Below are 22109 nucleotides of genomic sequence, written 5' to 3'. Positions count from 1 at the left end.
TTTTAGAAATCGCTTACATTTTTCTAAATAAAAAAATGACTTGATTTTACAAATGCTTTTTCGAGATTTCTCAGCATAATAAATATACTATATTATTTCAAGAAATGCAAGGGCTTCCAAAGTTTTATTAAAATTTTACCTAGCTTTTTTCCTGCCAAAAAAACCTAAATTGGCAAAGCCAATTTAGGACTGTTTGGTTTTGAAATGATAATAAGCACCGAGCATGCCAGCAGTATTCTGATGGTGGGCAAATTCAAGTCGAGTCTTGTCTGCCAAGCTTGGAACAAGCGAATCTTTCAAAGCCTTACGGATCTTTGGTTTCAAAATTGCTTCTTGCCCCATGATACCACCACCAAGGATGACAACCTCTGGATTGGCAACATAACAAATATTTGCGATACCCTTACCAAGGTAATCCACCATACGGTCAATCCCCTCCATACAGAGTTTATTGCCTTCGGTAGCTTCTTTGAAAATTCTGCGACCGTTCCACTGTTCCACTTCATCTCCATGCGCATCTGCTACATACTTAACAAGAGCAGTCGTAGATGCTAAATCCTGGAAAGCTCCATCCTGCATATGCAGATAACCAACCTCACAGGCAGAATTACTAAAGCCATGAAAAATTTGGCCATCAATGATTAAGCAACCACCGATACCAGTTCCAATCGTCAAGCAAAGGGTAATACTTGCACCCTTTCCTGAACCAGAGACAGCTTCAGCAAGCCCTGCACAGTTAACATCATTTTCAATTTCACAAGGAATGTTAAAGCTTTCTTCAATTTCCTTTTTAAATTGGGTTCCGGCATAATTTGGAATCTGTGGACCAGCGTAGAAAATCTCACCCTTATCAGGATCAACCATTCCCGCAGAGGAAATGGCTACACCTGACACTGGTCCTTTTTCTAGATAGCTAGCTACGATATCTTTTGTTTTCTGTAAGATGTGTGGACCACCCTTGTGAGCCTCAGTCGCTACTTCGTTAGACTCTACAAGTTGTCCATCCTGATCAATTAAACCATATTTGATATTAGTTCCACCAATATCAATTGCAACGTAATTAGTCATAAAGCCTCCTATTGATTAGAGGAAACGCTCCTTAGTTTCACGAATCAATTGAGCAGCTGCTTCTACAACTGGACGATCTTCTTCGGTCACTGGTGTAAGTGGAGAACGAACTGATCCGATGTTAAGTCCTTCATTGATTTTCAAGACTTCTTTAATCACACAGTACATATTCCCATGAGCTGCAGTCAATTTACCGATGATAGCGTTGATAGCGTATTGCAATTCACGCGCTATTTCTAGGTCTTTATCTGCAATCAATTGGTTGAGTTTCAAGAAGAGTTCTGGCATAGCACCATAAGTACCACCGATACCAGCTTTTGCTCCCATGAGACGTCCGCCTAGGAATTGTTCGTCTGGACCGTTAAAGACGATATGGTCATCGCCACCAAGGCTGACAAAAGTTTGGATATCTTGAACTGGCATTGAAGAGTTCTTAACACCAATAACACGTGGGTTTTTCAACATTTCTGTGTAAAGACTTGGAGTCAAAGCAACACCTGCCAATTGAGGAATGTTGTAGATGACATAGTCTGTATTTGGTGCTGCCGCACTGATGTCGTTCCAGTATTTAGCAACTGAGTACTCAGGCAAACGGAAGTAAATTGGTGGGATTGTTGCGATAGCATCTACTCCCAAACTTTCTGCATGACGAGCCAGTTCAATACTATCTTTTGTATTGTTACAAGCTACGTGAGCAATGATGGTCAATTTACCTTTGGCAACTGCCATAACTTCTTCTAAGATCAATTTACGGTCTTCTACACTTTGGTAGATACACTCACCTGAAGAACCATTAACGTAAAGTCCTTGAACACCTTTATCAATAAAGTATTGTACCAAGGCACGAGTACGTTCTGGGCTAACTTCACCCGCATCATCATAACATGCGTAGAAGGCAGGAATGACACCTTCATATTTTTTTAAATCTGACATAGATTTCTCCTAAGATTTCTTTTTTCTGCTTTGAGCAGATGATTTTTTACTATTTTAGTATACACCTTGTAAAAAGCGCTTTCAATACATCTCAGCCACTTAGATTTTAATTTCTATTCATCTCCCATAGCTTTTCTTGTTTGAAAGTAGTTTCATGTCGTTTTCAATCTGCCTGATATTTAGCAAACAATTTTTCCATTAATCCAGCTTGGCAAAAGGCAAGAAGACCGAAGCCAAAGAGTAGAAATGCTGAACCACCAAGCACTAGAGTGAAGCCTGATAGATAGAGAAGCATCATGATTAACAAAATAATTGCAAGCATCAAGAAGAACCAAACGAAATTAAAACTTACCAAAAGTAAGCCCTTTTGGAGCACTTCTTTCCAAGTTAATTCATAGCGTGCAGCAATTGGATAGCTAGCCAACATAACTAGTGTTAAAAATATCAGAATTCCCAAGCAAATAGCTTTAATGAGCTGAAAGGCAACACCAGTTTGACTCCAAAATAGTGATAAGTCAACCACACTGATCAAAAAGATTCCTAATTCCAGCAAACCTAACTGAAAACCTAATTTCAAATTTTGCTTGAAGGCTCTAATATAGATTTTGAAAACAGGAATACGACGGCTGCGCTTCACTTCAAAGATTGTCTGATAAAGACTGATTTTAGCTACTCCAATAGTCACAATAGGCAAACAAGACACAACAAAGAGTAGGTTAACCGTCACGATATCTAAAACTTTCTCGCAAAAACGCATCAGAAAGTTATCCGTATCGAATGCCGCTTTTATCAATCCAGATCCTTTATGTGCCATTGTTTCTCCTCCTAACTGACTAATCGATTAAAATTTTAAATAAATATTTGCGAACTGTATCTTCCATACCTGCATAACCGTTAGGCTGATGAGGTTCTCCTGGGAAGAAAACTGCAAAATTGTGATATCCCAACAAGAGTGGGTATTGTTCGTGACAATGAACAAAGCCAATATCTCTAGTTTCATCAAAGGCTACAGCCTCATCTTTGATGCGAGAACCGTAGCTAGAATACTCATGTCCTTCAACTAACAAATGCAAGTCTGCATAGTTTTTATGATGCTCAAAGCGATCATTTTCTTCTTTGTTGAGAACATTTTCTTGTACAACTAGGAAAACTTTATCCCCATCAATCTCGTATTTCCCTAATTCAAAGTTATCTTTACGATGCTCATAGAGATAATCGATGGCCTTATCGAGATTTGGATGAATTCCCTTGTAAAAGCTAATGTTTTTTAAATCATCAAAAATCATAGTAATTTCCTTTACCTGATTGTTATCTTCAGACACAAAATGTCTAGCCAGTAAGTTTATAAGTGTCAAACAAAACTTCATGAAGTAACCAACTCCTCTCCATTTTGTCGACACTTATATATCCTGTATTCTCTTAGTCTATCAACTATACTTCTGCATTCTGATAAACAGATTGTACTATATTCAATTTTCGCAGAGTATTAACCTTTAACGGCTCCCATAGTAATCCCTTGAGTGAAGGATTTTTGGAAGACAAGGAAGACTGTTACGATTGGCACCGCTGCAAGAGCAGCCCCTGCCATGATTAATCCATAGTTGGTTGCCATTTCAGCCTGCATGGTTGCAACCCCTAGTGAGATAGTCAAGTTTTGACGTGAAGTCAACATTACCAATTGCATGAAGTAGTCATTCCATGTATTGATGAAGGTAAAGATTGCAAGAGCTGCAAATCCTGGTTTCACAATAGGGAAGGCTACGCTCCAGAAGGTACGAATCTCACCACATCCATCGATTTTAGCAGATTCCAGCAATTCTGTAGGAATGTTCTCACTAAATTGTTTCATGAGGAAGACCCCAAATGGCCATCCAATCAAAGGCAAGATAACTGCCCAAAGAGTGTCATGGATTCCCATGAAGTTGACAATACGTACCAATGGCACAAGAACAACTTGTTTTGGAAGAGCCATGGCAGCGATAAAAATTGCAAAGAGAATGCGTTGTCCATAGAAACGTTTCTTAGCCAATACATAACCTGCTAGTGAAGAGGTTGCACAAACCAAGAACATAGTTACCAATGAAATGAAGACTGAGTTCCACATCCATTGCAAGGCTGGGTTTTGCACCATCAATTGTTGGAAGTTCTCCATAGTTGGAGCTTTAGGGAACCATTGTGGTGGAATCATAATGGTATCTGGCTGTGATTTGAATGCACCTGTCAAAATCCAGTAGAATGGAAAGATAAACAGTACAGTCAATAAAAGCAAGAAGATGGTTGAAATAACAGTGAAGGCTGTTAAAGGTTTCTTTTGTGTAGATTGCATAGCTGTCTCCTTTCTATTAATATTCTACGTCGTTTCCAAGTACTTTAAATTGAACAAAGCTGACAATTGCGATCATAACTGCCAAGAATACACCAATAGTATTGGCATAACCATACTCAGTCAATTGGAAGGCTTTTTCGTAAAGGTAGTACATAAGTGTACTTGTTGAGTAGTTGGGACCACCGGAAGTCAAAAGCTGAATCAAAGCGAAACACTGGAATGAGTTGATTGTTGTAATGATTGCGATATAAAGAGTTGTTGGAAGGAGGCTTGGCCATTTAATCTTCCAGAAAACTTGTAACTCAGTTGCTCCGTCGACACGTGCCGCTTCAACAAGAGAGTTGTCAATATTACCCATTGCAGCGATGTAGAGGATGATTGGTTGACCAACTGATGTTGTCAAAAGAATAATCATAATCGCCATCAAAGCCCAGTTTTTGTCACCCAACCAAGAAATGTTTTGGCTAATGATATGGCTTGACTTAAGCACGAAATTCAAAATACCTGATAGAGGATCATAAATCCATTTCCATACAACCGTTACGGCAACACTACCTGTTACAACAGGAAGGAAGAATACGAAACGATAGAAGGATCTAGCAACTGCATTTTGTTGGTAAGTTTGTGATGCCACAAATAGTGAGAAGAGTACAACGACTGGTACAGATCCGATAACTAAGATTACGGTATTAATCAAAGATTTTGTAAAGACAGGGTCTTTAAACATGCGGATGTAGTTGTCAAGTCCCACAAACTCAAAGCTAGTCATCGAGTAGTTAAAGAAACTAGTGATGAATCCCATGATCATTGGAGCTAGGACAAAGACAGTAAAGAAGATTAATACTGGTGCTAAGAAAGCATAAGAAACAATTGTTTCTCTCATGCGAATTTTATTGACTTTCACAGTCGGCACCTCACTTTCAAATAGTTTTTGTTTTTTTATTTGTTATCTGACATTGATGTAAAATCAAAATGAAATTTTTTCCAAGAAAAGCCTATGTAAGAACTTCATTTTAATTTTGACCTGTCAGTTCCTTACATTTTTTAAATAAAACTCCCCCTTTTCGTACACAGATGTGCACAGGGAAAAGGGGGGATTTTACTTTTTATTTAGGGCTTATTGTTTAGCTGCTTTTTTGATTGTTTCATTCGCTTTTTCAGTGAATGTCTTCAAAGCTGCAGCAGGTTGTTCGTCACCGTTAGACACTGATTGCAACATTGGGAACCATAGAGTTCTCATTTCAGCAAATCCGTCGATTGTGTTGTAGTATGGAGAGTAGTATTGAGTCCAACCACTGATTGTTTCCATACGTTTGTCGTCGTAAAGTTTTCCAAATGAAGTACGAACTGGGAAGGCACCTGTACGAACTACGTCTTTAGGACCCCATTCTTTATCATCAGCGATGAATTGGATGAATTTCTTAGCAGCAGCAACTTTCTTTTCATCTTTGTTGTTAAATACTGCAAATCCGTTTACAAGGTACTCAAGAGCTGGTTTGCCTGAATCAGATGGGAATGGAACTTCTACCACTTCAACTTTACTTGCTTCCAAGAGTTTAGCTTGAATACCGTTTTGAGCTGGTGCCCAAAGGATTGTGTATGATGTTTGACCGTTTGCAAAGTTTTGGATGTCTGCTCCACCGTCAAATTGTGAACCGTTGTTCAACAAACCATCTTTGATCCAGCTAGTTGCTTTTTCAAGACCTTTGACGAACTTAGGATCATCAGTTGTGTATTTAGTAACTTCTTTGTCTGTTACAGAACCACCGTATAGGTTAGCGATGAAGGCACGTGTTCCTTGGTCTCCCCCTTGACCAGAACTGAACAATGAACCTGGAGTGTATCCTTTGTCTTTAAGTGCTTTCAAGACTTTTTCAAAATCATCTGTTGTCCAACCTTCTTTAACAAGGTTAGCTACACCAGCATCTTCCAACATTTTCTTGTTCATAGCCATGTAGAATGGTGCAGAACTGATTGGATACATGTATGCTTTATCGCCGGCTTTACTTGCTTGAATGATGTTTTCATTGTTAACATCTTTAACAAATTCATCTGTAAAGAGGTCATTCAACTCAGCTAATTTACCATTTTTACCGTAATTAATGATACGACCTGGTGCATCGAAAAGTACATCTGGCGCAGTTCCAGCTTCAATAGCTGTCGTGATTTTTTCTGGACCAGATTTGAAGTCGATTGTTTCTAGTTTAACTTTGATATCTGGGTTTGCTTTTTCGAAAGCTTCGATGATAGATTTTTCATAAGTTCCTACACCGTCACCAGATTTTTCTTGAGTGAAGACTGGGAAAGCCCACCAAGTGATTTCAGTTTTTCCTGCATCACTTGCAGCGTCTTTTTTAGCGTCTGATTTGCCACAAGCAGCAAGAGATAGAACAGCAGCACCCGCAAGTACTGTACAAGCTAGTTTTCTAAATTTCATTAGTATTCTCCTAAATGATGATATGCGTATCCGAAACGGATAATGAGTATTGACAACTTTGTATACGTTTACATTTTGTTTTACGAATCAACCACTCTCCTCGTGTTTTAATTATCTTATTTGAGACCTGCAACAAATCGTTCCGTGATCTCTTTTGGTCTAGTAATAGCGCCACCAACTACGATGCCTCGCACTCCGTAACCTAGGATTTGCTTAGCCTGTTCTGGTGTATGAATTTTTCCTTCTGCGATGACGTCTACACCTGCATCGCATAGTTTCTTGATGAGTTCAAAATCTGGACCATCCACTTTTGGACTATAAGATGTGTAGCCTGACAAGGTTGTTCCGACAAAGTCAATTCCCGCCTCAACTGCTGTTAGTCCTTCTTCAAAGGTACTTGTGTCAGCCATCAAGAGTTGGTTTGGATATTTTTCTTTGATTTGACGGATAAATTCTTGAATCTCTAGGCCATCATGGCGTTCTCTCTTGGTACAATCTAGAGCGATTACCTCAATATCTAGAGCTGCTAGTTCATCAACTTCTTTCATAGTAGCTGTGATGAATGGTTCCTGTGGTGGATAATCACGTTTGATAATTCCGATAATCGGAAGATTTGTGACCTCTTTGATTTCCTTAATATCCCGAACACTATTTGCTCGGATACCGACTGCTCCACCTTGCTCAGCCGCTTTGACTAGCAAGGGCATTACACCTCCCGCTTCTGTATAAAGCGGTTCGTGAGGAAGTGCCTGACAAGAAACGATGATTCCATCTTTAATCTGCTCAATCAAAGCTTCTTTACTGATCTGTGGCATCCACTTTCCTCCTTTTCTTTTTTCTTATGAGCCTATTATATATCATTTTTAAAGCGCTTTCAATATCTTGTACTAGAATAGATTGAAGTTTCAAAACAATTTTATGAAACAGAATCTCCTGAAAGTAGTTTCAGGGAGAAATACCCGAGTTTGAATCGTCTTCCATCCGCTTATTTCCACTAAAATCTTCGCTTTCTGCAAATAAAGAGCCTGTAACGAATAAACGTTACAGACCCTTCTAATATAAGTCTAAACCTTTTTTATAGAGACTCTTTAGATTCAATGTTGCCATTAATCTTCTTTTTTCTTAGCCATTCCAAACAAGCCGAGAAGCATTCCAACCATTCCCACAGATACTAGAGGAGTTGAAACCTCACTTCCTGTTGCAGGGAGGGTTGGTTGTTGTGGTTGAGCTGCTGGAGCTTGATATGTCTTGTCTTGTTGTGCTACTAAAGTGACAAGCGGTTTTTCTTCAACCTTATATTCCGGAAGTTCGTTTTTGGCTGCTTCGACTGCATTTACTCCGCCTGTGAATTCTGGAAGTTCATGCTTAAGGGCTTGAACGGCATTTGCTCCACCTGTGAATTCTGGAAGCTCATTCTTGAGCGCTTCAACTGCGTTTACTCCGCCTGTGAATTCTGGAAGCTCGTTCTTGAGCGCTTCAACCGCGTTTACTCCGCCTGTGAATTCTGGAAGCTCATTCTTGAGCGCTTCAACTGCGTTTACTCCGCCTGTGAATTCTGGAAGCTCATGAACTGCAGCTTCGACTGCATTGACACCACCTTCGAATTCTGGAACTTCCACTGTTGGTGCCGCCTCATCACCTACTGTTGCACTAGGAACAGAGTGTTCAGGAAGCTCAGATTCAGATGATGCTTCACCATTTACGTCACCTTCGAATTCTGGGACTTCTACTGTTGGTGCTGCTTCATCGCCTACTGTTCCAATAGCTTCAGTGTACTCAGGGAGCTCTGTTACAGCCGCTTCGTCGCCATTGACGCCACCTGTGAATTCTGGAATTTCTACTGTTGGTGCTGCTTCATCACCTGCAGTTCCAATAGCTTCAGTGTACTCAGGAAGTTCTGTTACAGCCGCTTCGTCACCATTGACACCACCTGTAAATTCTGGGACTTCATGGATTGCCGGTTCGTCACCATTAAAACCATTCGTAAATTTAGTACCTACCACAGATACTGGCAAGTTATGCATACTTTCAATTGCACCCGCTTCAATAGCTGTAACTTTTTGACCGATATCTTCAGGAGCTATTGTAAATAGGAGGGTCTTCGTATCATACTGAGTCATGAAGGTTGCAGTCTTACCATTAGCTAATTTGAGAGTTGGAGCTTGATTTACCAAGACTTCTGAATCAAATTCCATAGCAATAATGCCTGGCCATTTTTCCATAGCCGCTGTAACTTTCACTTCTTTAGAAGCAAGTCTCTCTTTAGTTAGATAATCCCAGTTGAATTTCTTGAAGGATAGAGTATATGGATTGCCACCCGCTTCATGATGTTCGTACAAGAGACCAAATTCTTTTGGACCGATTTGTTGAAGTGAGTTATAAGCATACTCACCTTCTTGAATCAAATGATGATGCAACCAAGTCAACTCGCCATCTTCTTCTACGCGAGCCACTCGAATATGACCATTCTTACGACCTGGTCCATTAGCATTGGCTAGAAGGATATACTCTTTACCATCTTGAACTGTGTGAGTTGCCGCCATTTGAACATAAACATCTGTGACATCAGAATAGCGTTTCACATCTTTTTCCCAAGTTGCTCCACCATCTTTACTTGTCGCAACTTGCAAATCACCAGTCAAACCACGCATAAAGAGTTTTAACTGACCATTATTCAACTGAACAACAGAAGCTTCTGTATTTTGAGCGTAGTAATTCTTCATGTTGCTTGAATCAACTACTGTGCCATCATGAAGTGTACGGTTGTCATTGACACCGCCACCCATATGCCAAGTCTTACCATGGTCATCTGAATAGATGATGCGAGATGATTGAGAACCGTCGAGGTGGTGGGTTCTGTTTGTCGTATAGACAGGCACGACAATCCGACCTTTATGAGGTCCATTCTGGAGGGTAATTCCCACACCAGGTCCCACACCTAAGAATTTCATCCAATCAGCTTTAACCATTGGAGTAATATCTTGTGGTGCAGACCAAGTCTTCCCATCATCATCACTGTAAGACATCCATAGGTAGCTGTCTTTAGCAATTCTAAATGGAGAAGTTTTATTGCTTGTAAAGTAGATATTTCCTAGTAGCTGCTCACCTTGATAAAGATCGCCTTTATCACTATAAGCAGGTTTGACAGGATTTACAACAACACGGTAATCCGTTGCCTGACCATCTGGTGTGTAGACAACACCATTTTCACGAATCGTATAGGCTCCATTTTCTCCTTCACGGTATAGAATTTGATAAGTTTTTCCATCGATTTCCTTATAGGCAACTTCTCTTTCAGAAGACATTCCGAAGATTCCTTTACCTTCTGGGAACATATCGTAAACTGAGAAGATTCGTTTAGTTTCCGTATCTTGGACCAGAACCATATCGATGTTTACTGGTGAACCAATGTTTGGATCCTTGGCTTTTGGATTGTCACGTAGATTCGTAAGAGTGATGCGATCGCTCCATGTTTGGCCCTTGTCTTCACTTCGTTTAACGACCATACCGATATCACCCCAGTCATAGTGGTGTAAGCGCCGTTCGTCAGCACCAGCAATCAAAGTTCCCTTGTCAGTCTTAAGGAGGGCTGGAATACGATAGCTATTAATACCATCTGGATTTGACTGCCCATTTGTACCCGCTGTAAAGACATCTGTTTTTTTAGAAATTTCAGCCCCTTCTGGAAGTTCTTGCTTCAAGTCTCCTCTTTCAAATAATTGACTTCGTGTTCGAACTTCATCTTGTGTTAAGGCACGGTCGTAGACTGTTAGATTACGAACTTGTAGATTTGAGCCCCAAACTGTCTTGCTTCCTCGTTTGGTTGCTCCGATTTGAACGTGGTTAACATCTGGCATATCTTTGATGAATTTCCCAGATTTTAGACTTGTTCTAGACAAGACACCATTTACATATAGACGAACTCTTCCAGTAGGGACTTCAGTTGTTGGTTTTTCCACAGTAAAGGTAACTGAATTCCACTGACCTGGGCGAATCTTTAATGGCGCATCGGTGTATTTATCATAGAATTGCGCACCATTTGCATCACGACCTTCGATAAGGGCTGTATTATCAAAGACTGACATGGTGAAGTACTCATTTTCCTTGGTATCACTTGATACAGAGAAAAGATTGTAAAAACGTGGTGCCGATGCATCTGGTTTGAACTCCATATGCACTGTTGCATCTTGAAGTTTCTTTAGTTTCTCTAAGTCACTTGTAAGATCATCTCTCTGATTATTTTCTGCATTGGTTGTAACGTCATTTTTTTCTACGACAGTGTTGACATTTTCCAATTCTCTTGAGTAATAATCACGAGCGATAGCTTCTTGTTTCTCAGTTTCTTCTGTCTTATCAGTTTCAGCTACTGGAGTTTCAGTTTCTGTTGGTTTTTCAGTTTCTGTTGGTTTTTCAGAACCTGGATTTGCTTGTAGCTCCTCACGGTTAACTTCTGTTCCTTTGTCCGTCGCCGCTGCCAACTTATCAGCAAGTTCCTTATCTATGTTAGCCAGATTTCCTGATTCTACTTCTTTTGGCAATTCTGGCAAAGCTTGTCCAGCTGTTTCACCACTGGTTGCTGGAGCTTCTTGAGCTAAAACTGGTGACGCACCAAAAACAACTGCCCCAATGACTACTGATGCAGCTCCTACTGTAAACTTTCTAATTCCAAAACGTTGTTTCCGTTCAAAATCTCTCTGTGTCATATATTTCCTTCCATTATCCACGAAAATAAAGCGCTTTCTTTTTTGCTTAAAAATTTTAGCCCCTAGGACTTTGAGCAAGAAAGAAACTGTATTGTTGATGGGTTTTTCCCATTCTTTTCATCTGAAATGTGGCTGCCTTTATTTACTTCCTTCCAGTAAGCAACCATTTTACTCCTTTCGACTTGATGTTACACCTATTATATAATAAATATTCTAAATAATAGCCTTAATAAACTATAATAGAATTTACTTTCAGATATATTTTTATGTTTCAAGTTTTTTGAAACTACTTTCTGTACTCCTCAACAAAGAGAGCCCTGTTTTAGCAGGGCTCTTTTTCATTTTTTAATGACCTACATAGGTAAAGGGAATCTCACTACCACACAACCAATTGTAGACCTGGTCGTTAACATGGACATTCATAGCTTCATGTGCATATTCTGGCATGAGACGATAGCTCTTTTCACAATTCAAACGATTGTAAATAGCGAACTGGGTGATTGGATAGCAGACATCGTCATCAAGCCCTGTAATCATTCTCACCTCACCTTTAATGCGATGGGCAAGGTTTTTCACATCGATATAACCAAGCGTCTCCATGATTTGTTCTTCTGTCTCATGGAAAGGATCATGAAACTTAAAGTAACGAAAAAGCTCATCATAAGCTTCGCTGGTATTCCCAATTTCTAGCACTCGTCTAAAGTCTGACAAGAATGGATAGATAGCCACTGTTCGCTTGATACGTGGATTGAGACCAGCAGCCACTAGAGCCAAGGCTCCTCCTTGCGAAGCTCCATAACTAGCCAATTGCCCCTCATCTACTTGAGGGAGACTGGCTACAATCTCAATCAATTGATAAATATCAAGATAAACATCCTTATAGAAGAGTTGCTCTTTTCCTTCTACTGCACCACGGATGATTTGACCCTTAACTGTATTTCCGAGAGGCGAACGCAAGCCGTCTTGTGAGTAACCAGATTGCCCACGAACATCCATAGATACAACCCCATAACCAGCGACGGTAAAGGCTAGCATATCTGTCCAATCCCAGCAACGTCCCATATAACCATGGAAATGGAAAATGACTGGTACTTTCTCTTCTGATTTTGGTAAGACCACACGCGCATAGACAAGGCCATCACGTGTACCTTTAAAGGTTAACTCATAGCACTTAACATTTGGAATATGAAAGTCACGTTCCTCTAGTTGGTAGTCTGGCAAGACCGAAACCTTGTCAATCTCCCCATTCCAAAAAGCATCAAAATCCTGAGGTACTTCATCTCTTCCTTTATATGTTTTCATTTCTTCTACTAATGCTGGATTTCTCATAGAATTCTCCTTTCTTGTAACCGTTATCATAACTGTAGCACATATGGGAAAGCAATGCAAGAAAGAAAGGGAAACGGAAAGTGGATTTAATGTCCGACCCCAGCAAGAATCCCTCTGAAAGTAGTTTTAAAAAAATAAAAAAGAGCGATTTCGCTCTTTTCTTAGTATTTAGGAGAAGGTTGAGTTTCCTTTTGAAATATCTTTTGGTAATTTACTTTAATAGTCATGAGAGAGTCCTCGTTTCTTTTTGATGACTCTAGTATAGATACTCACCCTAAAAGCAAACTTAACAATATCTTAGAAAAAGCTTAATCCAAATATTCTTTCTTCTCGAGATTTAAGGCAATCATGTGCCACTCTGGGTCCTCTCTCCAATTTGGGAGGGAGCTGATATAGCTGGCTACCTTTCTAGCTTCCTCAAGGATTGGAAAGTCTTCGATGATATCAGCTACATGGAACTCTGGTAAACCTGACTGTTTGGTCCCAAAAATTTCACCAGAACCGCGCATTTTCAAATCTTCTTCTGCAAGGACAAAACCATTGGTCGTTTCCGTCATGATACGCATGCGGTCTTTCCCAGAGTCAGTTTTTGGATTGGCCACTAGAACTGCATAGGACTGCTTGTCTCCACGACCGACACGACCTCTGAGCTGATGGAGCTGACTAAGACCAAAGCGATCAGCATCCATGATAATCATGACTGTTGCATTTGGCACATTGACCCCGACCTCGATAACCGTTGTAGAAACCAAGATATCTGTCTTTCTCTCTTTGAATTCCTGCATAATCTGGTCTTTTTCATCACTCTTCATCTTCCCATGTAAGAGAGCAACTTTTGCTTTTCCTTCAAAATGAGCCGTTAACTCTTCTGATAAAGCAATAGCGTTTTTCAGATCAAGAGCTTCAGACTCTTCAATCAAGGGCGAAATGACATAGGCTTGAGAACCTTTCTGAATTTCTCCCTCGAGCCAAGTCAGGACCTGGGGTAACTGTTCATGTTTAATCCAGCGTGTTACGATTGGTTTGCGCCCTGCTGGCATCTGGTCAATAATAGAAACATCCATATCTCCAAAGGCTGTGATGGCTAAGGTTCGTGGAATCGGAGTTGCCGTCATCATGAGGACATCTGGATTTTCACCTTTTTCACGTAAAATACGCCTTTGCCCTACACCAAAGCGGTGTTGCTCATCGATGATAATCAAGCCGAGTTTAGCATAGTCCACCCCATCCTGTATAAGAGCATGGGTACCAATGATTACATCAACTTGACCCTTAGCAATGCTTTCCAAGACCTTGCGTTTTTCTGCAGCTTTCAATGAACCTGTCAGGAGAGCTAATTTCAAATCAGGAAAGAGACTCTCTAGACTTTCAAAATGTTGCTCTGCTAGGATCTCTGTCGGAACCATGAGAGCAGCCTGATACCCTGCCGTTACGGCTGCGTACATCGCTAAACCTGCAACCACTGTCTTCCCACTTCCTACATCCCCTTGTAAGAGTCGATTCATGTGATGGTCCGACTTCATATCTGTTAGAATTTCTTGTAGGCTTTTTTCTTGGGCTTGGGTCAAGGCAAAAGGCAATTTCTCTTTCACTTCAGTTAGTTTTTCCTGAGACCAATTTAGGACCAGACCACTTCCATGAACCTTATTTTCAGACTTGAGGGTCTGTAATTGCATTTGGAAATAAAAGAGTTCCTCAAATTTGATTCGACGGAGAGCCTGTTTGTATTCTGCCAAATCCTTAGGAAAATGCATGGCACGAACAGCCTGACTACGGGACATGAGTTTGTATTTATCGAGCAAGGACTGGGGGATGTTTTCTTCTATCAAGAGGTCCAGTCCTTGATCAAAGGCGGTCTTGATGACTTTAACAAGTCCCGCTTGACTGATACCTTGCGCTAGGCGATAGACAGGCTGGAGGTCATCCTCGACTTGGGCTAAAACCTTCATGCCTATGAGGCTTGCCTTGGCACGATCCCACTTGCCAAAGACAGCCAAGGTTGCTCCTAGTTCAATCTTGTCAGCTAGGTAGGGTTGGTTGAAGAAATTAACTGCAAAAACAACCTCTCCCTGCTTAAGGCTAAAGCGTAGGCGATTGCGCTTAAAACCATAATACTGAACACTGGCTGGTGTCACTACCTGACCAGACAAAACAGCCTTTTCACCGTCTTCTAGCTCTAGCACCTGCTTAGTCTTAAAATCTTCATAACGGAAAGGGAAGTAGAGCAAGAGATCTTGCAAGTTTTCAATTCCTAGTTTTGCATATTTCTCTGCTGATTTAGGTCCTACTCCTGGTAAGACATGCAAGGGTTGATGTAAATTCATGCTCTACTCCTTTCTTTCTGTTTCTTAATAATATTCTCTTGGAATTCGATCACTGAGGAGACAAACCACCTCATAATTGATGGTTCCTCGGTAAACTGCTACATCTGTTGCAGTAATTTCTTTGTTACCGTCTGAGCCAATTAAAGTTACCTTGGTACCCAATGGGTAAAGCTTAGGTAAGCGAATGGTGATTTGGTCCATGGATACACGCCCTACAATGGGACACAATTGGCCATCCACCAGAACTGAGAAATTCTGCATGTCTCGTGTCCAACCATCTGCATAACCGATTGGCAAAGTAGCAATGACTTGCTCACTGTCTGCCTGATAAGTCGCTCCGTAGCCCATACAAGTTCCAACCTCTACTGTTTTGACATGAACGATGGCTGACTCCAAAGTTAAGGCTGGTTTTAGTTCATAAGGCAAGTCCAATACTTGTCCACTTGGATTGAGACCATACATGGAATCCCCCATGCGAACAGCATTAAAAATCGTTTCCGCATGCCATAAAGTAGTTGCGGAGTTACTAGCATGAACGAATCTTGGCACTTCTTGCAAATCATCTAGGATTCCCTTGAAATACTCTAGCTGTTGCTTAAAGTAGGTATCTGACTCTTCATCTGCAGTAGCAAAGTGCGTAAAGATTCCCTCAACATTAGCACCATGGTTTTTGAGCATAGCTTGGGCTTGTTCGGCCTCACTAGCGCTTCTAAAACCAATTCGTCCCATGCCTGAGTCAATCTTAAGGTGAACGGTTAAACCAGCTAAGTCTGACTGAGCAGCAAGGAGATTCTCAATCCATTCCAATCCTGCCACTGTCAAGGTAATATCAAAATCCTTAGCCAATGAAAAAGATTCAACCTCAGATACTCCCAAAATAAGAATTTTCTTAGCGATACCTGCCTGACGGAGTTCGATGGCTTCATCAATATTTGACACACAAAAGCCATCTACATCATCCTGGATAGCTCTTGCAACAGCTATCGCTCCATGTCCATAGGCATTGGCTTTCACAACTGCCCATTTGAGGGTATCTTTGGGAATATGCGCTCCCATTTGTTGGATATTGTAGCGGATTGCTTCTAGATTAATAAGGGCCTTGGTTGGTCTATGTGGACTAGTTTTCATGATTTTCCTCCAAAATAACACTAGCTGTCACAAACTGTTCTGTATGGCTAATCGATAACCAAACATTTCCTGAAAATGGGGATTTGCTGAAGTAGGGAGCTCCCTTTTCATCGTTCAAGACTTCCAAATCCTGAAAGCCTAGCTTCCCAATTCCCGTTCCCATAGCCTTTGAGAAAGCTTCTTTAGCTGACCAACGACCAGCCAAATACTCAATCTGTCTGCGACCTTTGAGACTGGCAAAGCGCTCCATTTCCTTGTCTGTCAAGACACGCTGCGCAAAGCCTTCTCTTTTTTCAACTGCATTTTGTATAGAAGCTAATTCTTCAATATCGATTCCGTGTCCAACTATCATTTTCATCAAAAGGAGTTGAGATTCCCCCAACTCCATCCTTTTCACTTATTTTGTTAAGGTAGAATAGATTTCTTCTACTAAAGCTACTGTGTTTTCCCAGCCCAAACATGGGTCTGTAATAGAACGTCCAAAGATTTCTGGCTGGTTTTGGCGCCCATCTGCTAAGTAAGACTCGATCATGAAGCCTCGAGCCGCCTTCTTAATCTTCTCATTCCAGTCACGGTTGAGAAGAGTTTGGCGAACAATGCGAACTTGCTCCATATACTGTTTCCCTGAATTATCATGGTTGGTATCAATCATGATAAAGGGATTTTCGAGCCCCATAGACTCGTAACGCCCAATAGCATCTAGAAGAGTTTCATAGTAGAAGTTAGGTTCATTTTTCCCGTATTCATTCAAAGCACCGCGAAGGATGACGTGAGCCAAGGGATTTCCTGAAGTTTCAACTTCTTGACCATGAAAGAGAAAGGTTTGTTTGTTTTGTGCAGCATAGATGGCATTAAACATCACAGATAGGTTTCCAGATGTTGGGTTCTTCATTCCCACTGGTGCATCAATTCCTGAAGCTACAAAACGGTGTTCTTGGTCTTCGACTGAACGCGCACCCACTGCATGATAGCTCACCAAGTCATCAACCAAGACGAGATTGGCTGGATAAAGCATTTCATCTGCTGTAGTCAATCCAGTTTCTGTAATCACTCGATAATGAAGCTGACGAACAGCCTGTAAACCATTGATTAAGCTTGGAGCTTTAGAAGTATCTGGCTGATGAACCAAACCCTTATATCCATCACCATTGGTACGTGGTTTGGCCGTGTAAACACGCATAACCATGAAAATCTTATCTGCCACTTTTTTCTGCAAGTCTGCTAAACGACGGGCATACTCTAGGACTGCTTCTTCATTATCAGACGAACAAGGCCCAATGACCAAAAGGATACGATCATCCTTACCTGAAAGGATATCTGCTAATTCTTGATCACGATTTTCCTTATGTTGCAAGGTTTCTGCAGATAGCCGTGTTTCCGCCTTAATCGCTTCAATATCGATTTCTTGACCTTTCTCGATAAATGCCATATTATTCTCCTAGTCTTTGGTAGATTTCGCGAACAAGAGCTTTCGTATTTTCCCATCCTAGACATGGATCCGTGATAGATTTGCCAAAGACCTCTGGTTCATTTTGACGACCGTCTTCTAGATAAGACTCAATCATGAAACCACGAACATATTTTTTAATCTTTTCATTCCAATCACGGTTAATTAAAGTCTGGCGAACGATACGAATCTGCTCCATATACTGTTTACCTGAGTTATCATGGTTGGTATCAATAATGATGAATGGATTTTCAAGTCCCATCTTTTCATACTGAGCAATAGTATCCATCAAATTATCGTAGTAGTAGTTAGGAATGTTTTTCCCGTACTCGTTAAGAGCTCCACGGAGAATAGCATGCGATAGAGGATTTCCAGTAGTTTCGACTTCTTTCCCTAGGAAAAGGAAACTTTGCTTGTTTTGAGCTGCATAAATACCGTTGAACATGACATTGAGATTTCCTGAGGTTGGATTTTTAAAACCTGTCGCAAAATCTGCTCCGCTGGCTACAAAACGGTGTTGTTGGTCTTCTACCGAACGGGCTCCAACTGCCATATAAGAAATCAAATCATCTACCAAGGGAAGGTTCTCTGGGTACAACATTTCATCTGCTGTTGTCATTCCTGTTTCAGAAATAACACGGTAGTGCAGATGGCGAACCGCCTTGATTCCATTGATGAGGCTAGGCGCTTCTTTGGCATTTGGTTGGTGAATCAATCCCTTATATCCATCACCATTAGTACGTGGTTTAGCAGTATAGACACGCATGACCATAAAGACGCGGTCTTTGACTTCTTCCTGAAGTTTTGACAAACGCTTAGCGTACTCTAGGACTGCTTCTTCATTGTCAGACGAACACGGACCAATCACCAACAAGATGCGTTGGTCTTCCCCACGAATAATTGCTTCAAGCTCTTGATCACGTTGGAGTTTGTTCGCAAGTACTTGTCCTTCCAGTTTAGACAAACTACGAACTTCATCAATATTAATTTTAGGGCTTTTTGCTGTAAATACCATTATCCATCTCCTTATAAAGCAAACGGACGCCAAGCGAAAATTCACTTTTCACTAGGCATCCGCCTGAAAATTAATCATTCTTAACGTCGTTTACCGTGACAGTTTTTAAATTTCTTACCAGATCCACATGGGCATAAGTCATTACGTTTTACTTGACTGAGGTCCAAATCAGCTGGGAGATTTGTCTGTTGAGCAGCAATATTTCGAGTTGCTGTCGTACTGATATGATGTTCGGTCTGTGGTCGTTCTTGTTCATGAATTTGTGCTTTCATCATCAAGCGAGTCACATCAAACTCAATCGAACCAATCATATCATTAAACATACGGAAGCCTTCCGCTTGATATTCCACGACAGGGTTGTTTTGGGCATAACCACGAAGACCAACAGCATTTCTCAACTGATCAAGGGCATCGATATGGTCAGTCCACTTGTTATCTACAACACGTAGAATCAAGACTTTCTGGAATTCTTTCACTGCTTCTTCGTCACGAAGTTTAGCAACTTGGCTATCGTAGACTTTCAATGCACGTTGGTATAATTCATCCTTGATAGCTTGGTCTGATAAACCTTCTAGGTCTGAAAGTGAAATTGAATCTTCTGGAAGCAAATTGTACTTCGCAAAGTTCAAGATTGCTTCAAGCTTTTCATCTTGTTTAGAACGAGCATGGCCATCGACAATTCGTCCAATCGTACGGCGAATCATAGCATGAATTTCAGGAGCCAAGTCACGTTCTGCAGTGATAACTTCATAACGTTGTGCGTAGATAATCTCACGTTGTTCACGCATAACGTCATCATATTGGAGGACTTGTTTACGAGTATCGTAGTTATTTCCTTCAACACGTTTTTGCGCTGCTTCGACCTGACGTGTCAACATACGAGATTCGATGGCTTCGTCAGACATATTAAGACGTTCAAAGACACCTTTCAAACGTTCTGAACCAAAACGTTTCATCAAATCATCTTCGAGCGACAAGTAGAATTGTGACTCACCTGGGTCACCTTGACGGCCTGAACGTCCACGAAGCTGGTTATCTATACGACGGCTCTCATGACGCTCTGTACCGATAACACAAAGTCCACCAAGCTCACGAACACCTTCACCAAGCTTAATATCGGTACCACGACCGGCCATGTTTGTTGCGATAGTCACCGCACCACGTTGACCAGCATTCATAATGATTTGTGCTTCTCTGTAGTGGTTTTTAGCATTCAATACTTCGTGAGGCACGCCTGCTTCAACCAATTTCTTAGAAAGAAAATCACTGGTTTCAACGGCAACAGTACCTACCAAGACTGGTTGACCTTTTTGGTAACGAGCCTTAACATCTTCAACGACAGCCTTGAATTTTGCATCGAGGCTAGCGTAAAGAAGGTCTGAATGGTCGATACGTTGGATCGGACGGTTTGTAGGAATTGGAATAACACGGATGTTGTAGATTTCGCGGAATTCTTCTTCTTCTGTTTTACCAGTACCTGTCATACCTGCCAATTTTTTATACATACGGAAAAGGTTTTGGTAGGTAATCGATGCTGATGTCTTAGTTTCATCTTGGATTGGCACACCTTCTTTAGCTTCAATCGCTTGGTGCAATCCGTCAGAGTATCGACGACCTTCCATAGTACGACCTGTAAATTGGTCGACAATCAAAATTTCTTGTTCTTCGCTGACCACATAGTCAATATCAAGAATCATGATGTAGTTGGCACGAAGGGCGTTGTCGATAAAGTGAGTCAAAGCCACATTTTCGATATCATAAAGGTTTTCTAGTTTGAAGTAGCTTTCAGCCTTGTCAATACCTGAGTCAGACAAACCGATTGTCTTAGACTGAATATCAATGATGTAGTCATCTTTATCCAAAGACTTCACAAAATGGTCAGCCATGTGGTAGAGTTGACTTGTTTCAACTGCATTAGCTCCTGAAACGATCAATGGTGTACGAGCTTCGTCGATCAAGATAGAGTCAACCTCATCGACCAAGGCATAGTTAAGTGGGCGTTGAACCATGTTCTCCGCACGAACCACCATGTTATCACGAAGATAGTCGAAACCAATTTCTGAGTTTGTTGAGTAAGTAATATCACAGAGATAAGCTTCTTTTTTCTCCATTGGAGATTTCGCAGCCAAGTTGATCCCTACTGACAAACCAAGCCATGAGTACAACTCACCCATCTCAGTCGCGTCACGTTCTGTAAGGTATTCGTTGACGGTAACTACGTGTACACCTTTACCTGAAAGAGCGTTTAGGTAAACAGGCATTGTCGCTGTCAAGGTTTTCCCTTCCCCTGTACGCATTTCTGGAACGTCACCGTGGTGAAGAACGATACCACCCATAACCTGAACCTTGTATGGGAAAAGTCCAAGAACACGCTTAGCTCCCTCACGTACAACCGCAAAGGCTTCGTACAAGAGTTGATCAAGCGTTTCACCATTTTGATAACGTTGCTTAAATTCTTCTGTCTTAGCTTGCAACTGCTCGTCTGTCAAAGCAGCCATTTCATCTTCGTATTTGAGGACTTTATCAGCCATCTTTTCTAAGCGGCGAAGTTCCCCTTTATCATTTTCGATGATTGTTTTTAATAAATTTGCCATTTTTTTCCTTACTTTAAATTCTGAATATTTTAGAATGTTCTTTTTATTGTAGCATATTTGCCCAGCTTTTTCAAGAAAGAATCCGTGTTTATACAAGCTAAAAAAGGCTCATTTAGAGCCTTTTTTTGTAAATGTTCAAACTATTGCTAATCATTGATTTTCTTTTAGAAATTTCAAGCCTATTCTTTAGTTGTAGAAGTACTAAAATCAACCTTTGGAGCTGTCTTGGCTTCTTCGCTTTCTTTAAAGGTTTCTGCCTCTTTAAAGTTCATCATGTTAGCAAAAAGAACTGTTGGGAAGCTTCTTAATTTTTGATTGTATTCTGTTGCAGCTTGGTTATAATCCTTACGGGCTACAAAAATACGGTTTTCACTTCCAGCCAACTCCGTCATGAGTTGTTCCACATTTTGATTGCTCTTGAGCTCTGGATAATTTTCTGTTAGCGAGATCAATCGTGAAATAGCGGAACTCAACTCTCCTTGAGCCTCTTGATTTTCTTTTGAAGTTACGGAGCCATTCCCAATTTTAGCACGAGCTTCTGCAATTTGGGTAAAGACTTCTGTCTCATGGTTCATCTGACCTTTTACAGACTCTACCAAATTTCCAATCAAGTCAGAACGACGTTGAAGAGCTGTTGCTACATCTGCTTGCGCTTGTTCGACCTTGGTTTGTTCGGAGACAAGTCCGTTATAAGTGCCTACTACTGAGCAACCGCCAAGCAAGATAATAGCCAGCAAAATGCTCAACACATAAATAATTCCTTTATTTTTCATATCTAAACCTACTTAATTCCTTAATTTTTACA

17 protein-coding genes are annotated in these 22109 nt (G+C 40.8%); all 17 read right to left on the bottom strand.

Going from position 1 to position 22109, the window contains the following annotated elements; all coding sequences use genetic code 11:
• Positions 1-183: 183 nt before the first annotated feature.
• The 17 genes from ACWPUA_RS07585 to ACWPUA_RS07505 all read right to left on the bottom strand — a co-directional run bounded on the left by ACWPUA_RS07585 (position 184) and on the right by ACWPUA_RS07505 (position 22077).
• Positions 184-1068: an ROK family protein gene (locus tag ACWPUA_RS07585; protein ID WP_454380130.1), complete on the bottom strand. Its 885-nt coding sequence runs from the start codon at positions 1066-1068 to the stop codon at positions 184-186.
• Positions 1069-1083: 15 nt separating this feature from the next.
• A complete protein-coding gene (locus ACWPUA_RS07580) occupies positions 1084-2001 on the bottom strand; it encodes a dihydrodipicolinate synthase family protein (protein WP_414277257.1) in 918 nt (305 codons plus the stop codon).
• A 163-nt stretch (positions 2002-2164) separates the two neighbouring features.
• Positions 2165-2815 (bottom strand): YesL family protein, encoded by a 651-nt coding sequence (locus tag ACWPUA_RS07575; protein ID WP_254724827.1) that lies wholly within the window; start codon positions 2813-2815, stop codon positions 2165-2167.
• Positions 2816-2834: 19 nt separating this feature from the next.
• Positions 2835-3287, bottom strand: a complete 453-nt coding sequence (locus ACWPUA_RS07570) for a YhcH/YjgK/YiaL family protein (RefSeq protein ID WP_454380127.1) — start codon at positions 3285-3287, stop codon at positions 2835-2837.
• Positions 3288-3487: 200 nt separating this feature from the next.
• Positions 3488-4327, bottom strand: a complete 840-nt coding sequence (locus ACWPUA_RS07565; RefSeq protein WP_006153157.1) for a carbohydrate ABC transporter permease — start codon at positions 4325-4327, stop codon at positions 3488-3490.
• 16 nt (positions 4328-4343) lie between these two features.
• Positions 4344-5210, bottom strand: a complete 867-nt coding sequence (locus ACWPUA_RS07560) for a carbohydrate ABC transporter permease (protein ID WP_053092415.1) — start codon at positions 5208-5210, stop codon at positions 4344-4346.
• A 234-nt stretch (positions 5211-5444) separates the two neighbouring features.
• Entirely contained in the window at positions 5445-6764 is a 1320-nt protein-coding gene (locus ACWPUA_RS07555; protein ID WP_006149425.1) for an ABC transporter substrate-binding protein, read from the bottom strand.
• A 116-nt stretch (positions 6765-6880) separates the two neighbouring features.
• Positions 6881-7579 (bottom strand): N-acetylmannosamine-6-phosphate 2-epimerase, encoded by a 699-nt coding sequence (locus tag ACWPUA_RS07550; protein WP_006152943.1) that lies wholly within the window; start codon positions 7577-7579, stop codon positions 6881-6883.
• A gap of 291 nt (positions 7580-7870) precedes the next feature.
• Positions 7871-11467 (bottom strand): SIALI-17 repeat-containing surface protein, encoded by a 3597-nt coding sequence (locus ACWPUA_RS07545; RefSeq protein ID WP_454380124.1) that lies wholly within the window; start codon positions 11465-11467, stop codon positions 7871-7873.
• Positions 11468-11812: 345 nt separating this feature from the next.
• A complete protein-coding gene (locus tag ACWPUA_RS07540; RefSeq protein ID WP_454380122.1) occupies positions 11813-12796 on the bottom strand; it encodes an acetylxylan esterase in 984 nt (327 codons plus the stop codon).
• Between the two features lie 308 nt (positions 12797-13104).
• Positions 13105-15120, bottom strand: a complete 2016-nt coding sequence (gene recG, locus ACWPUA_RS07535; RefSeq protein ID WP_454380120.1) for an ATP-dependent DNA helicase RecG — start codon at positions 15118-15120, stop codon at positions 13105-13107.
• 24 nt (positions 15121-15144) lie between these two features.
• Positions 15145-16248, bottom strand: a complete 1104-nt coding sequence (gene alr, locus ACWPUA_RS07530) for an alanine racemase (RefSeq protein ID WP_454380118.1) — start codon at positions 16246-16248, stop codon at positions 15145-15147.
• On the bottom strand, positions 16238-16600 hold the full coding sequence (gene acpS, locus ACWPUA_RS07525; RefSeq protein ID WP_036759080.1) for a holo-ACP synthase: 363 nt from the start codon (positions 16598-16600) through the stop codon (positions 16238-16240). The genes alr and acpS overlap by 11 nt, the downstream gene beginning before the upstream one ends.
• 45 nt (positions 16601-16645) lie before the next feature.
• On the bottom strand, positions 16646-17677 hold the full coding sequence (locus ACWPUA_RS07520; RefSeq protein WP_454380116.1) for a 3-deoxy-7-phosphoheptulonate synthase: 1032 nt from the start codon (positions 17675-17677) through the stop codon (positions 16646-16648).
• Between the two features lies 1 nt (position 17678).
• Positions 17679-18710: a 3-deoxy-7-phosphoheptulonate synthase gene (locus ACWPUA_RS07515; protein ID WP_454380114.1), complete on the bottom strand. Its 1032-nt coding sequence runs from the start codon at positions 18708-18710 to the stop codon at positions 17679-17681.
• Between the two features lie 80 nt (positions 18711-18790).
• The gene (gene secA / locus ACWPUA_RS07510; RefSeq protein ID WP_006152797.1) at positions 18791-21304 is read right to left on the bottom strand and encodes a preprotein translocase subunit SecA; all 2514 of its coding nucleotides are present in this window, start codon (positions 21302-21304) and stop codon (positions 18791-18793) included.
• Between the two features lie 179 nt (positions 21305-21483).
• Positions 21484-22077 (bottom strand): LemA family protein, encoded by a 594-nt coding sequence (locus ACWPUA_RS07505; RefSeq protein WP_006152901.1) that lies wholly within the window; start codon positions 22075-22077, stop codon positions 21484-21486.
• Positions 22078-22109 lie beyond the last annotated feature (32 nt).

It is taken from the genome of Streptococcus sp. Marseille-Q6504 (assembly GCF_965111625.1).
The sequence above is the reverse complement of the archived record's forward strand: the minus strand, read 5'-3'. Positions and strand labels throughout refer to the sequence as shown.